General features: G+C 41.6%; 14 protein-coding genes and 1 pseudogene. 11 read left to right on the forward strand and 4 right to left on the reverse strand.

Annotation, left to right across the window (positions count from 1 at the left end):
• Positions 1-20: 20 nt before the first annotated feature.
• Positions 21-1,556: a CHAT domain-containing protein gene (locus AACU33_RS05910; RefSeq protein WP_096587490.1), complete on the forward strand. Its 1,536-nt coding sequence runs from the start codon at positions 21-23 to the stop codon at positions 1,554-1,556.
• A gap of 104 nt (positions 1,557-1,660) precedes the next feature.
• Here the strand turns inward: AACU33_RS05910 and aroH are convergent, their stop codons facing one another.
• From aroH to AACU33_RS05925, 3 genes are all read right to left on the reverse strand, one after another.
• A complete protein-coding gene (gene aroH, locus AACU33_RS05915) occupies positions 1,661-2,074 on the reverse strand; it encodes a chorismate mutase (protein ID WP_096587491.1) in 414 nt (137 codons plus the stop codon).
• Between the two features lie 239 nt (positions 2,075-2,313).
• The gene (sppA, locus tag AACU33_RS05920) at positions 2,314-3,135 is read right to left on the reverse strand and encodes a signal peptide peptidase SppA (protein ID WP_096587493.1); all 822 of its coding nucleotides are present in this window, start codon (positions 3,133-3,135) and stop codon (positions 2,314-2,316) included.
• 518 nt (positions 3,136-3,653) lie between these two features.
• The gene (locus AACU33_RS05925; RefSeq protein WP_096587495.1) at positions 3,654-3,950 is read right to left on the reverse strand and encodes a hypothetical protein; all 297 of its coding nucleotides are present in this window, start codon (positions 3,948-3,950) and stop codon (positions 3,654-3,656) included.
• 451 nt (positions 3,951-4,401) lie between these two features.
• Between AACU33_RS05925 and AACU33_RS05930 the strand changes: the two genes are divergently transcribed.
• The 7 genes and pseudogenes from AACU33_RS05930 to tnpA form a co-directional block, all read left to right on the forward strand.
• Complete coding sequence (locus AACU33_RS05930) at positions 4,402-5,199, forward strand: MlaE family lipid ABC transporter permease subunit (RefSeq protein ID WP_096587496.1); 798 nt, start codon at positions 4,402-4,404, stop codon at positions 5,197-5,199.
• A 64-nt stretch (positions 5,200-5,263) separates the two neighbouring features.
• Complete coding sequence (locus tag AACU33_RS05935) at positions 5,264-5,680, forward strand: DUF3119 family protein (protein ID WP_096595155.1); 417 nt, start codon at positions 5,264-5,266, stop codon at positions 5,678-5,680.
• Positions 5,681-5,801: 121 nt separating this feature from the next.
• Positions 5,802-7,103, forward strand: a complete 1,302-nt coding sequence (locus tag AACU33_RS05940) for a DUF3086 domain-containing protein (protein ID WP_096587497.1) — start codon at positions 5,802-5,804, stop codon at positions 7,101-7,103.
• A 198-nt stretch (positions 7,104-7,301) separates the two neighbouring features.
• Positions 7,302-7,982 carry a glycerol-3-phosphate 1-O-acyltransferase PlsY gene (gene plsY / locus AACU33_RS05945; protein ID WP_096587499.1) on the forward strand — a complete coding sequence of 227 codons (681 nt, stop codon included), beginning with the start codon at positions 7,302-7,304 and terminating at the stop codon, positions 7,980-7,982.
• A gap of 57 nt (positions 7,983-8,039) precedes the next feature.
• Positions 8,040-8,507, forward strand: coding sequence for a DUF4189 domain-containing protein (locus tag AACU33_RS05950; RefSeq protein ID WP_096587500.1), 468 nt, complete (start codon positions 8,040-8,042; stop codon positions 8,505-8,507).
• Between the two features lie 49 nt (positions 8,508-8,556).
• Positions 8,557-9,120, forward strand: a complete 564-nt coding sequence (locus AACU33_RS05955) for a Uma2 family endonuclease (RefSeq protein WP_096587502.1) — start codon at positions 8,557-8,559, stop codon at positions 9,118-9,120.
• 294 nt (positions 9,121-9,414) lie between these two features.
• Positions 9,415-9,633: pseudogene (tnpA, locus tag AACU33_RS05960) on the forward strand (IS200/IS605 family transposase); the annotation flags it as partial.
• Positions 9,634-9,863: 230 nt separating this feature from the next.
• Here tnpA and AACU33_RS05965 read toward each other — a convergent pair.
• Entirely contained in the window at positions 9,864-10,727 is an 864-nt protein-coding gene (locus AACU33_RS05965) for a metallophosphoesterase (RefSeq protein ID WP_339375791.1), read from the reverse strand.
• A gap of 154 nt (positions 10,728-10,881) precedes the next feature.
• Here AACU33_RS05965 and der point away from each other — a divergent pair, with 154 nt between their 5' ends.
• The 3 genes from der (at position 10,882) to AACU33_RS05980 (ending at position 14,782) form a co-directional block, all read left to right on the forward strand.
• The gene (der, locus tag AACU33_RS05970) at positions 10,882-12,243 is read left to right on the forward strand and encodes a ribosome biogenesis GTPase Der (RefSeq protein ID WP_096587504.1); all 1,362 of its coding nucleotides are present in this window, start codon (positions 10,882-10,884) and stop codon (positions 12,241-12,243) included.
• A 148-nt stretch (positions 12,244-12,391) separates the two neighbouring features.
• Positions 12,392-13,318, forward strand: a complete 927-nt coding sequence (locus tag AACU33_RS05975; protein ID WP_096587505.1) for an energy-coupling factor transporter transmembrane component T family protein — start codon at positions 12,392-12,394, stop codon at positions 13,316-13,318.
• Between the two features lie 30 nt (positions 13,319-13,348).
• Complete coding sequence (locus AACU33_RS05980; RefSeq protein ID WP_096587507.1) at positions 13,349-14,782, forward strand: anthranilate synthase component I; 1,434 nt, start codon at positions 13,349-13,351, stop codon at positions 14,780-14,782.
• Positions 14,783-14,826 lie beyond the last annotated feature (44 nt).

Raw genomic sequence — 14,826 nt, forward strand, 5'->3', positions numbered from 1 at the left:
TCAATATGGGAAATCTATTTATGAAATTACCGCGTTCATTTTTAGCAATTGTATTATCAGTTGCTTTGGTTTTAATTTTCTTTAAATCTGTTTATGCTCAATCAGCAAATCAATCAGATAACGGTGGTGCAGATACTCAAGAAATTGTTAATCCCTCTGATGTAACTGGCCCCGATCCTCAAGAGGGCGTCACTAATGGCGAACCAAGTGGTACTAATGTCGAAATAGATCGTGGCGCATTTGATAAAAGTTTTGAATCAGCACCTGTTGAGCAAGCTGTTGAACAATTTGAAGAGTTACAAGCAGTAGAAATTGGTGAAAGATTTGGTACACAATTATTTGGAGAAGTTGCTTCAAGTTCAGAAATTGCCCAAACATTAAAAAACCTTTGTCAGCAAACAGGGCAAAATGCGGCTCTACTTTATGTAGCTTCTTTAAAAGATAAACTTAACCTCATTCTTATCCTTCCTAGTGGAGCTACACAAACATCTTCTAGCAATTCTAAATGTCTCAACAGTGCTTCAGACAACATTCAACCTATCCGCAAAGATATCCTAGAAGCAAAACACAGTAATGTCCAAAAAATTGCTCAAGACTTTCGCTCGAAAATTACTAATTATAGAAATGAGAAAAATAATTATCTTGTGCCTTCTCAACAACTTTATCGGTGGATAGTTGCTCCTTTTGAAACTATTTTACAAGCTAATAAAATCAATACTTTAATATTTTCAATGGATAGCGGTTTGCGCTCTATTCCTATTGCTGCTTTACATGATGGTAAACAGTTCATTATTGAAAAATATGGTGTTGCTTTGATACCTAGCTTTAGCCTTACAGATACTCGTTATGCCCCAATCGCTAAATCTGAAGTCTTAGCAATGGGAGTCTCAGAAAGTACAGAAGACCAAATACCGCTACCCTTTGCAGGTGTAGAAATAGATACATTAACTAACAAAATTTGGGCGGGTCAATCTCAAGCATTATTAAACAAAGCATCTACAATCGAAAATCTCAAATCTGTTAGCAGCAAACAGCGTTTTGGGATTATTCATTTAGCAACTCATGGACAATTTAATCCTGGAGAACTTACCAAGTCTTTTATTCAGCTGTGGAATGAAAAAATTCGCTTGAATCAGCTACGAACCTTATCTCAGGAATTAAAATGGAGTGCCAATCCGAAAGTCGAAATGTTAGTTTTGAGCGCCTGTACAACTGCCTTAGGTAACAACGAAGCAGAATTAGGCTTTGCTGGTTTAGCAGTCCAAGCAGGAGTAAAAACGGCGCTTGGTAGTCTCTGGTATGTCAGCGATGAAGGCTCTTTAGCCTTGATGACTAAATTTTATAATGAGTTGAAGGCTACTTCCTTAAGGTCTCTAGCACTTAGACAGGCTCAATTAGCAATGCTAAAAGGAGAAGTTCGCATCCAAGATGGCAAGTTACGCCTATCAGAAAACAATTTCGTGCCTTTACCTCCAGATTTAGATGTGGCAGAAAATGTTACTTTATCTCATCCCTATTTTTGGTCGGCATTTACCGTAATTGGTAACTGGAATTAGCTAAATAAATAGCAATTCAAATCATGTTGGCAACACATAAATTATTTGTAAGGAACATTGTTCCTTACCTAATATGTGGCATTCTTTTCAAATATGTGTATAGTTTAGACTTTTGACTCTACTACTTGCGGCGATCCTGGTAACGTCTGAGGCAAACTCCAGTCAGGGCGCAGGTTAGCAGCATGACGCAAATAGGTATGATAAATTGGTGCGGAGGCTGGCAGGTAAACGTGGATTAAAAAGCGGATACAGCGCTGTAAGCTGCCTTCAACGTGCATTTGCTGCACATCCAACATTGCCACACCATCCCAAGCAGGACGTGTTCTGGCGATCGCAGCTGGAAAAATCGCATCCAAATCCCGTGTCACCGAAAACGTAACACTGATAATATCTTTTGGTTGGAGATGATTGCGTTTTTCCAATTCATCTAGTAGTTCTGTCACCGCTTCTCTAATCGCTTCAGTTGTGTTTTCTGAAACGGTTGTTGCTCCACGAATAGCCCGCATTTGCCACTCCACGCCCAATCCTCCTTAAATTAGCTCAACTTTCATTTCTCACTTTATAGTTTTTACCACTGTTGATTTACCTCTGACTATTGATCGAAGAAAGTCTGAAGGATAAAGGATGAAAGATAATGTGAGAATTATTACAACCCTCACCCCTATTGGTCGGAAAAAATTAAGCTTTTTTCCTCAGTTTGAGCAATTTCTGTAAAGGGATGGGTTAATTTCATACTTCATACTTCAGCCTTCATTTGTTATGGTCGATATAACCACAGGGGTAAACCGCTGGTTGACATTTCAAATTCCAGCCAGTCAATACCAGCCCCAATCCCTGATGAAACCTGACGACTTCCTGGTAAAAATCGACTTAAAAAAGGTTTAGGTTCTTCTAGGGTAAAGCATGGTGTTTTTTCAGGATCGAGTCCGGCTAGTTCTGCTGTCCAGCGGCGTGCATCTTCCTCTGTTCCCAGACGATCTACAACTCCTAACTCTAAAGCTTGCTGTCCAGTAAAAATCCGACCATCGGCAAAACTTTTAACAGTTTCTACCCCTAAAGAACGGGCTTCCGCAACTGTTTGTACAAACTGCTGATAACTAATGTCAATCAACTCTTGCAGAATGTGTTGTTCTGGTTCCGTCAGTTCTCGGTCGAATGCCAAAATATCTTTGTAGGGGCCGGATTTAATCACCTTGAAAGAAATCCCAATTTTGTCTAGCAAGCGTTCTAAGTTATTTCCTCGCAAAATTACACCAATACTGCCCGTAATTGTACCTGGGTTTGCCATGATGTGTTCGGCTCCCATGCCAATGTAGACACCGCCAGAAGCCGAAATATTACCAAAACTGGCAACAATTTTCATTTTGTCCCGCAGGCGTTTTAGGGCGCTGTATATTTCTTGAGAATCCCCCACTGTTCCGCCAGGACTATCAATCCGTAGCAGTAATGCTGGAAATTTTTTTTCCTCTACAGTTTTTAGTGCTTCTAGCACGCGTTTGCGAGTAGCGCTGGATATTGCACCAGTAATTTCAATCCGAGCAATTTGTTTACTAAACCTGGGCTTAAAGGGCCAAACCATATGCAGTCATAAAACCTCGTAATACACTCAATATAAGATCTCAAGAGGTCAGACGACCTGCTTTGCTCTACACAAAAATTGCACAGGCAGAAGGCTACGCATAATTTTAAGAAACTTTTTATATTTATCTAGATTTTGGTTTGGTAGCATCATTCCAATTTAGCCTGAAGCCACACTTAAGTAAGATTGCTGTGTATTCAAATTGTTAAAAGCACCTTTAATCGGTGCTTTGAGTCATAGTAATTCATAAGTTTCTAGCTTAGTAACCAGTAATACTACGCAAAATTTGAAATTATAAATAGAAAAATTCAACCTCGACCAGCGTCAGCTTCATAGACTAGCAAGACGTAATTATTGTTAACCAATTTGATTGGTTTACTCAATTTAAGTAATCAAAATTCACTCATGCCAATTCCTACCTCTAAATTTAGGAATCGCAATACCCTCGTAATTTTGGAATATAAATTTTTTTATAGCTGAGGCAGCAAGTAAACGCCTAACCAACTGATTGACATTACTCAGGAATCAATTCGTAAAATTTGACACCGATAATAAGCGTAAACATCAAACAGCGCGCCCACAAAGCTACAGGTCAAACTAATTACAACTAAGCCGCGCAGAGGAGTACCGCTACCAAAAGTAGCGAGAAAATGTATAATTTGAGTAGCGATCGCTTCAGTGATACCTTGGAAACCGGGAATGTGACCGCTAAGAGATAGAATAAGTAAGAAGCCACCGACTAAAAACATCGGTACAACAAAGCTAAAAATAATTGTGAGCACAAGAGAACGGAGAAAGTTAGTGAAAATAGTCATTTAGACGACACTCCGTAGTAAAAGTGGACAATAGCCGAATAGCAATATGTCATTCTCTACAATACGTGCGATCGCTCCACAGCAACGAAGATGTCAAAAATCTTAAGTTTTCATTAAAAAAATCTGCTATTGGTTGCATTAAATGCGTCTAGCAAAAGTCAGAGCTAAAATCGGCAAAACCCTTGCTAGATAAAGTATTGACTCAACAGCTTTCCTAATAAATTAATATAAACCTTAGTGGCATTAGCCTTAATTTTCTGAGATGACCTTTAAACTAAATTAATGTTTCACCCTAGGGTACAAAAGAGGCAAGGGGGCAGGGTGCAGGGTGCAGGGGGAAGAAATGCTTAACCTTATGACTTTGGACTCTGCACTGTTCACTCTGGACTCTTGACTATTGCCCATCGACTTTCGCTATTCTTAAGGCAGTTACCGAGTTAGCTACAAAACATTGAGTGAGACTACATCCAAATCCAGTTTAGGAGCGTGGAGTCAGCGGTTGCTGGCGGCGATTTTCCTGGGTGGACAAGTACTAGTTCACCTGCTGAAAGTCAAAATTCATTGGCGAAATACCAAAGAGCAAATGGCAGCAGTTGGGCCAGATTCTCTTTTTATTGCCCTAGTGACGGCTGTTTTTGTCGGCGCAGTATTTACCATTCAGGTAGCGCGAGAATTTATTAACTTTGGAGCAGGAAATCTCGTCGGCGGGGTGCTGGCGGTAGCCTTAACAAGAGAACTCTCGCCCGTATTGACAGCAGTGATTTTGGCAGGACGAGTTGGTTCGGCTTTTGCGGCTGAAATTGGTACTATGCGGGTGACAGAGCAAATTGATGCGCTGTTGATGTTAAAAACTGATCCAATTGATTACCTAGTTATTCCCCGTGTCTTGGCTTGCTGTTTAATGCTGCCAATTTTAACTCTTTTATCTTTGGTGACAGGGATGCTGGGAGGATTGGTCATTGCATCGAACTTATACAGCATCTCTGATACTACATTTCTCGACTCAGCCCGTAACCTATTGGGGATCTGGGATATTTGTAGCGCCTTAATTAAGGCGTTTTGCTTTGGGATTTTAATTGCCGTCATTGGTTGTAGTTGGGGACTGACGACAACAGGAGGAGCCAAAGGAGTAGGACAATCAACCACAACTGCTGTAGTCACAGCCTTGCTGATTATATTTGTGAGTAACTTCTTCCTTTCTTGGTTAATGTTTCAGGGTACTGGCAGTGCATTGCTTAAAGGTATCTAGTCTCAAAGCTAATATCAATCTTGATGGCGCACCTCCTCACCCTCAAAATCCTAAAATAAGAAATGTGTCTATTAGCAAAGCAGGATTTGAGACTGTGACTAGTTCCTTTGTGCCTAACTCCACATCTACTGTGGAACTCAAACCTAGCTACAATATCCCTGTAGTTTTGGTAATTGCCTCTATTCCACTGCTGTTAGTTCAACCTCTGGTAGGAGGCGTTATCGGATTATTTGGGTTGTTTCTCATGTTTCAGGCAGTTACATTGCGGTTACAGTTTACTGCTACTGACCTAGATATTTACAGAGGCGAAAAACTAATTCGGCGCTTTCCTTATCAGGAATGGCAAAATTGGCGGATCTTTTGGGATGGAATTCCTATACTGTTTTATTTTAAAGAAATCAAAAGCATTCATTTTTTGCCGATTTTATTTGATCCCAACACCCTGAAAGCCTGTCTGGAACAACGTTGTCCGCGTATTTAGCATTGATTGCCACAAATGTAGACGAAAGGATTCAGCACAAACTACTCAGGACTTTTAGTGCGGGTCAATTGTATATTTCTGAAAGCTATTTATTCGCGTCATAGGAATTACACTATTGTTTATGAACCCAGAGGAATCTCAAACCCCAGAATCGATTGATGAGTGGTTGGCACAAATACAAGAAGAAAACCCTAAAGTAGAAGATTCAGACAGCTCATCTGTTGATTCAGAGGTGGAAACAAAAGCACAGAGTTTATTAGCTGACAAGCCAGACAATGAAGCAACTGTGGAATTGCCAATTTCTCGTACAGAGGAAGAAAGTTCTACAGTTGAACCACAAGCAGATACAACTGCTGAGTCGGTAACGCCGTTAAAAGCCGAAACTGTGGCACTGGTGTCAGAAATAGACTCAGAATCAGAAGCTAATTCCCTATACGCACAAGCAGCACAACAAGTTGCAGATTTACAAAGTACCAAAGAGGCTCTAGAAGCGGAAATAGCCAATTTACAAACAACTTACAAAACTCTTCAAGCACAAGTTGGCGAAACTCAATTATCGCTGGGAAAACTCGTGCAAGAGTCGCTAGCCCAGTTAGAACAACGCAAACAAACACTGCAAATTTCTGTAGAACAGTTAGAACGCCGTCAAGAACGCATCCGCAATGAAATGCGTACCACTTTTGCCGGCACATCCCAAGATTTGGCAATTCGGGTACAGGGTTTTAAAGATTATCTCACAGGCAGCTTACAGGATTTAGCCGCAGCCGCAGAGCAGTTGCAACTAGTACCACCTGTCATCGAACGCGAAAAACCCGTCGTTACTGTCAAAGAGGTGAAGCCAGCTGAATCAGAGCCAGGTATCCCCCAATTTGCTCAACAGCAGTTTCAAGATACAACAAAGCAAATTCGCCGCTTGATCGATCAATATCGCAATAAACCAGATTACTATGGCCCAGCATGGCAACTGCGCCGCACTTTTGAACCAGTCCATGCAGAAAGAGTTTCTAACTGGTTTTTCAGCCAAGGCGGACGCGGTGCTTTGCGGACAATGGGTAGCCGCTTACAGAATATTCTGATTTCTTCATCTGTGATTTCCATACTACACAAACTGTATGGCGATCGCGTCCGGACTCTAGTATTAGCTAATACACCAGAACGTTTAGGTGAATGGCGGCGCGGCTTGCAAGATTGCCTAGGAATCGGTCGCCCAGACTTTGGGCCCGATAGAGGGGTAGTATTATTTGAGGCACCGGAAGCTTTAGCTCAAAAAGCCGATCGATTAGTGAAAGCAAATCAACTGCCTTTAATTATCATCGATGATTCTGAAGACCAAATCAGCCTAGCACTACTGCAATTTCCTCTATGGTTAGCCTTTGCTCCTGACCCCAAAATGATGAGAAACTATGATGATGATGATTTTTAATTAGTCAAGAGTCAAGGGGAGCCACTGCGGTCTTGGGGTTTCCCCAAGTAGAGGAGGCAGTGCGTTGGACGGGTTTCCCGGCTTAAAGTAACTGCCGTCAAGTGGCGTTCAAGAGTCAAGGATGATTAGTTATTTAACTGTGGACTATTGACTTTGGACTATTGACTTTGGACTTTGGACTATTGACTTTAATTTTTTATGGCTATTTGGTTAACTTTGTGCGGTGTAGTTTTATTTGTAGCCTACCTACTGGGTTCTTTCCCTACAGGCTATATTGCCGCGAAGCAGTTAAAAGGTATTGATATTCGGGAAGTTGGTTCTGGTTCAACGGGAGCAACTAATGTCCTTAGAACTTTGGGTAAAGGGCCTGGGGCATTTGTGTTATTAATAGATTGCTTGAAGGGAGTATTTGCGATCGCTCTAGTTTACCAGTTATTCAACTTTGCCCCCATCCACGATTTTATTCCGCCTACAGTAAATGAAACGCTGTGGCAACCTTGGTTAGTAACTTTAGCTGGGTTTTCAGCAGTCTTGGGACACAGCAAATCAATTTTTTTAGGCTTTAGCGGTGGTAAATCTGTCGCTACTGGTTTAGGGACTTTATTGGCAATTAGTTGGCAAGTAGGTTTAGCAACAGCAGGTGTATTTGCAGTTGTTATCGCCATCTCGCGCATTGTCTCCTTAAGTTCAATAGCAGGTGCGATCGCTGTGACAATTTTTATGGTAATTTTCCATCAACCTTTACCTTGCATTCTCTATGCCTTTCTCGGCGGGTTGTATGTCATTTTCCGTCACCGCACTAATATTGAACGACTGCTAGCAGGAACTGAACCAAAAATTGGGCAGCAAGTAACCAAAGAACCAGAACAAACTGCATAATTTCTGGAATGCCTACATATAGAACTGTAGTTCTTAACTATAGTTCAATCAAAAATTATGTTGGCAAATACATTTAAAAAAAGTTTATTAGCAGTAGCCGCAGCATTATCAATTTTGCCTGGGTTAGCACAAGTTGCCCAAGCTCAATCTAACAAAGATTTATTTGGTGCGATCGCTTATTCTCCCTCTACAAAAGTTACCACAGGCGCAACAGGTTTATCACGTCAAGAAGCCGAACGTAGTGCCCTTTATTATTGTCAGCAACAATCTCAAGCTAATGATTGCAAAGTTCCACTATGGTTTAAAAATGCTTGGGGAGCTTTAGCAATTGGTTCTAATGGTGCTTACGGTACGGGCTGGGGATATGATACCAATCATCCTGGCAGAGGTAGGTCAATTGCTGCACGTTATGCGCTCCAAACTTGCCAAAACTATGGTGGTGTCAATTGTCGAGTAATTTTTACTAGAGAAGCTAGATATCAAGTGATTGATAACGGCCCGGTGTTAATTCCTGCTAATCAGTAAGTCTATTAGTAGCTTAGAATAATGGCATCAGGTAATTGTGTGATTTTTTATGGTTAAAGCAACCACAGGAAACAAACTCACCTTAGAAGAATTTCTAGCATTGCCAGAGGGAGATGTAAACTATGAGTTTGTGGATGGTTTTGCAGTACCTAAGGTGTCACCAAAATTCTTTCATTCAGCCTTACAAAGAGGTTTACTGTTCCTGATTTTTGCATGGTGCAAAGGTAAAGGTCGCACCGTTGCAGAATGGGCAATTATCTTAAGACGTAAAGGTAAAGATTGGGTACCTATCCCTGATGTCACTTATATTTCCTATGAACGACTACCCAAAAGTTGGCAGCTTAATGAAGCTTGTCCTATTCCTCCAGAGTTAGTAATTGAGATTATTTCTCCAGACCAAACAATGAAGGAATTTGAAGACAAAGCTAAAGATTATTTTGAGGCGGGAGTTGCACGAGTTTGGGTGGCAGATCCGGAAGCAATGAGCATTAGGGTATTTTTATCTGCTGATAAAAGTCAAGTTTATATAGATAATATGACTATTATTGATGAGTTATTCCCTGGTTTGGAATTAATAGTTAGGCAGATTTTTGCAGAAGCAGAATTGATTTAATTTTGAGGTAGTGAGTCACAGTAAATATTTTATATTTTGTTAGGACTTACGCAATAACTACAAATTTACGTCATTACGAGTTTCTGCCCTTGGCGTTCCCAAAGAGTCGCGAATTCATCAAAAAAGCTTACTTTTTCGTCATGAGTGCGTAAGCGCTAAATTTCACTGTGTGCAGCTTACCCGCCTCGGAATTAATTCCAAGGCTAATAGCTAAACTCGGCTCAAGCCGACTATAAGATTTTCCAAAATTACGGGCATACTAAATACAAGATATTCCCTGTTAATCCTAATTTTATGGCTTTGTGGCGACTTTACTATCATCTTGTTTGGGCAACAAAAGAGCGTCAGCCATTAATTACGCCAAATAATGAAACGAAACTCTATAATTACATAATTGGTAAAGCTGATTCTCTGGGTTGTATTATTAATGCAATTGGTGGGATAGACAACCACATTCATTTAGTCGCTTCAATTTCACCTAGCCTTTCTATTTCGGCTTTTGTCCAAAACATCACTTGTTTGTAGTCGCGCTTTAGCGCTAAAGCGCGACTACGAGCCAAATATAGAGATTTTACTTTTCTTTACATAGTTTGGTTTTTTCTCATCGACTTACTTATTTAAATCTATAAATTCCGAATCTCGCATTTCAATCATCACCCGCCATAGATTCAAAACCTATGACTAATAGCTAAAGTCCTTTCAAGAGGACTAAATCAAAATTCGCGTCTCTGCGTCAGAATTATTCAATCATGCTTCGGTGCAGCTAAAGTAAACACAGTAATCTCAGGACGCGCACCGAATCGCAAATGCACTCCAGCCATCCCGATTCCACGATTTGTATATTGAATCATTTCTCCTACTTGATAGCTTCCTGAATAATACTTTTCACTCAGCGATGGTAAAGCCAGAGGTGGGAAAAAAGGTAAACGTATTTGTCCACCATGAGAATGTCCCGATAGTTGCAAATCAAACCGCTTTGTCATAGCGCTGATATCAGCAAAATCTGGCTCATGTGCTAATAAAATTGCTGCTCCTTCCTCTGGTAACTGCTGTAATACTAAATCTAAGCGGTCTTTTCCAGCAGTGATATCATCGACACCAGCAATATGCAGCATTGCACTACCCCGCTTGAGAGTATAAACATAATTCCCCAAATGCAAGATACCGCTTTGTTCTATTGTTTGAATTATTGCATCTGAGTCATTCTCATAGTCATGATTACCCAAGACAGCCACAGTTTTATCTTGGGATTTGAGTTGACTTAAAGGAGCCTTAAGAGTAGGGATGAATGTAGGCGAATTACGCGTGACTATATCACCTGTAATTGCTACTAAGTCAGGTTTTTGTTGATTCACTAAGCTAATAACACGTTCCAAATAACGCGAATTCATCCATCGATCTCGATGAATGTCGCTGATTTGGACAATGCGATAGCCATTAAATTCTGATGACAAATGCGGTAGAGTTAATTCCAAAGAATTGATCTCTATCCAATTAGGTTCAATTACCCTGGCGTATAATAAGGTACAAATTACCAACAAAATAACCCATCGCAAGCATTGAACGGTTAATCTGCTGGCTTTTTTGAGCCACTTACGACTTTTCAAGGAACTATCTCCATCTACGTAACTGCCAAATTTTGGTCTTGATATTTCCCCATTTGGCTGCCGGTTATCTTGGTGAGGAATAAATTAAAGAAAGACTTAAACTCGCTAAAATGTAGAGACATGATATATTACGTCTCTACGTTACTCTGACTTTATGGCATTGCCAATTGTTGCTATTATCGGACGCCCAAATGTGGGCAAATCTACCCTGGTTAATCGTCTCGCCGGGGAACAAACGGCGATTGTCCATGATGAACCGGGAGTGACGCGCGATCGCACTTATATGCCATCGTACTGGAGCGATCGCGAGTTTTTGGTGGTGGATACTGGTGGCTTGGTCTTTAATGATGACACCGAATTTTTACCCCTAATTCGTCAACAAGCGATGACAGCACTCACCGAAGCTAGTGCTGCTATTTTTGTTGTTGATGGACAAACAGGCCCCACACACGCAGATGAAGAAATTGCTGAGTGGTTACGCCAACAATCTGTACCTGTGCTGCTGGCTGTCAATAAATGTGAATCCCCCGACCAAGGCTTAATCCAAGCGGCAGAATTTTGGCAATTAGGATTGGGCGAACCTTATCCAGTTTCCGCAATTCATGGTAGCGGTACGGGCGAACTTCTAGATGAGTTAATTCAGCACATTCCTCACATCACAGAAGTACCCGAAACTAACGAAATTAAAGTCGCAATCATCGGACGCCCCAATGTCGGTAAATCTAGTTTATTAAATGCTTTTGTTGGCGAAGAAAGGGCGATCGTCAGTCCCATCTCAGGTACAACCCGTGATGCAATCGATACGATGGTCGAACGTAATGGACAAACCTATCGCTTGATTGATACCGCCGGAATTCGCAAAAAGAAAAGTATAGAATACGGCACAGAATTCTTTAGTATTAACCGGGCTTTTAAAGCAATTCGTCGCGCTGATGTGGTGTTAATGGTCATAGACGCCTTAGATGGAGTCACCGAACAAGATCAAAAATTAGCAGGGCGAATTATTGAAGAAGGTCGCGCTTGTGTAGTTGTAGTCAATAAGTGGGATGCAGTCGAAAAAGACTCTTACACAATCTACGATTACGAAAAAAATCTCCAAGCACGACTACATTTTACCGAATGGGCAGATACTATTTTTGTCAGTGCTTTAACAGGACAGCGGGTAGAAAAAATCTTAGAATTCGTGAATCAAGCCGCTGAGTCACACAAACGCCGTGTCAGCACAGCCGTGATTAACGAAGTTTTAGAAGATGCAGTGAGTTGGCATTCCCCACCAACATCGCGTGGCGGGCGTCAGGGCAAAATTTATTATGGGACGCAAGTCAGTAGTCAACCGCCAGCGATCGCTCTTTTTGTCAACGACGCCAAGCGCTTTAATGAAAACTACCGCCGCTATATTGAACGGCAATTTCGCCAACAGTTAGGATTTAAAGGCACTCCAATTCGTTTATTGTGGCGCAGTAAGAAAGTTCGTGATGTCGAAAGTGGTAGTGCGAATCGTGCTACTCGCGTGTGATAGTTATGATTACTGAGTACTGAGTCAGGAGAAGTAGACTGTGCTAAGTCTTCTATGTCAAGGCACAATAGACAAGAATCATTAGGTAGAAAAAAATCTTGATTTGAGACTTGCTCTACCTAAACTTTCCATCACTCAGCACTTAGAAATGGATTTACTGCGATCGCTACCCCTAGGACTTTACCTAGAAGAACCTCAAACTTGGCTGCATAAAATCGATCCCAGAGTCAAGTTTGCCTGGTTGATGAGCTTTCTCACTAGTTACACTTTTGCCAGAAATGAATGGCGCTTACTCTTAGTAACGCTATTAATTATTGTTACCTTAATTGCCAGAATTCCTAGAAGAGTATGGCAGCAGCAAATGGGTTGGTTGTTACTCCTAGCCTTTTTTGTCTTTGTAATTGCAGCTATCAGTCCGGATGGATTGGGGATCAATTATCAGCCACGCTTACCAGCCAACCAACAGGTGTTGAGTCCCCAAGCACCTAAGAATACTGCCAATGTTGATGAACAAGCAGTATATGGCAATAAAGAATATAGATACGTACTATTTCACAAAGGGCCAGTCAAAGTCAGTCGCCGTTCTTTAGATTTGGCAGTGCGGCTGAGTACAATTTTGTTTACTGTAATTTACAGCACTAACTTGTATCTGCTCACAACAGCACCAGAAGAAATCACAGCCGGAATGGAAAGCTTAATGCAACCTCTGCGGCGACTCAAGTTACCTGTAACCGAAATTGCTCTAACTTTAACTTTATCCTTGCGGTTTATACCTCTAGTTTTAGAAGAAGTACAGAATTTAATTCGCTCCGTAATGACTAGGGCCATTAATTGGAAAAAGCTGGGACTCAAAGGTGCAGTTAAAGTTTGGATGACTGTAGCAGAGAGATTGTTAGAAAATCTGTTACTACGAGCAGAACAGATGGCGAGTGCAATGATGGTGCGCGGTTTTACTAGCCCAAACGAGCATCGAGTACCTTGGCATGACTTACGCTTAAAAAGGTGGGACTGGCTGGCTATTGCCACATTAACTATATTTTGGGGCGTGCGTTTAGCGATCGGCACTGATGTGTGAAGATTTTGAAATTGAGATTTTTAATGAATTATGACCCAAGGTTGGTACTGGCGATCGCTTCCTCTAGAACATCGTACTGGTTCTGAAATTTTTGCTGCTCTATTTCGCCCCACTACCGCATCTGGAATCGCTACTTTACTAGAAAGCACCTACCCAACGCCAATAAACCATCCCCAACTTCATCGCTATTCTATCTGTGCTGGCGCTCCCCGCGTAGTTGATAGCATTCCTCAGATGTGGACACCAGAACTAGGAAAGGTTTTTCCGTTTTTGGAGGAGTTGCTAATAAGGGGACAAGGGGAAATTTCGCCCTTATCTTCTCCTTCTCACCTTCCCTTCACTGGTGGTTGGTTGGGATGGTTGGGTTATGACGTAGCGTGGGAAATTGAAAAATTACCCCAAAATAAATGCGATCGCTTACCGTTTCCTGTAGCTTTTTGGTATGAACCCGATTGTTTTGCCATTTTAGATCACGCCGAACAAACTCTTTGGTTAGCTGCTAGCGATGAGAATGAACTAGATGAGTTACAGAAAAAATTAGAACAAGCACAAACAAACAACTCTCTCCCCGCATCTCTCCCTTCTGTTATCCCTTCCTCTCCTCATTTCTATACATCCCAAGCCGATTATGAAACAGCCGTGAATCAGGCGAAAAAATACATTCAAGCGGGGGATATTTTTCAGGCGAATCTTTCATTGCGCTTTGAAACGACTACAAAGACTTCTGGCTGGTCAATTTACCAAGCATTGCAACGCATCAATCCTTCACCTTTTGCTAGCTATTGGCAAACACCTTGGGGAGAAGTCATGAGTTGTTCTCCAGAACGGTTGGTGTTGTTGCAAAATGGTGAAGCCGAAACTCGACCAATCGCCGGGACGCGATCGCGTGGGATCAATGCAGAACAAGACATTCAGCTAGCAAAAGATTTACTCAGCAATAGCAAAGAACGCGCCGAACACATCATGCTGGTAGATCTAGAACGCAACGATCTAGGGCGAGTTTGTGAATGGGGGACGGTTCGTGTTGACGAATTGTTGACAATTGAGCGCTATAGCCACGTCATGCACCTTGTCAGCAACGTTAAAGGTCGCTTAAGATGCGATCGCACTGCCATTGATTTGATTCGCGCCCTTTTCCCTGGTGGCACAATAACAGGGTGTCCCAAAGTTCGCTGCATGGAAATTATTGAAGAACTAGAACCTGTGCGACGCAGTTTATTCTATGGTTCCTGTGGCTATTTAGATTGGCGGGGAAACCTCGATTTAAATATCCTCATTCGTACCTTATTACTCGCTCCCATTGAAGAAAAGCAGGAGGATAAAAGCAACTCAACATTCAAAACTGTTTGGGGACAAGTTGGTGCAGGTATTGTCGCTGACAGCGATCCTGAGCGAGAATGGTATGAATCTCTGCACAAAGCTCAAGCACAACTCATCGCACTCAAAATGTTGAATTATGAATAGAGTACTTTTGTTCATTGTGTGCCGATAGGCGAAAACTATGGCAG

The sequence above is a fragment of the Calothrix sp. NIES-2098 genome (assembly GCF_963875125.1).
Lineage (GTDB): Bacteria > Cyanobacteriota > Cyanobacteriia > Cyanobacteriales > Nostocaceae > Aulosira.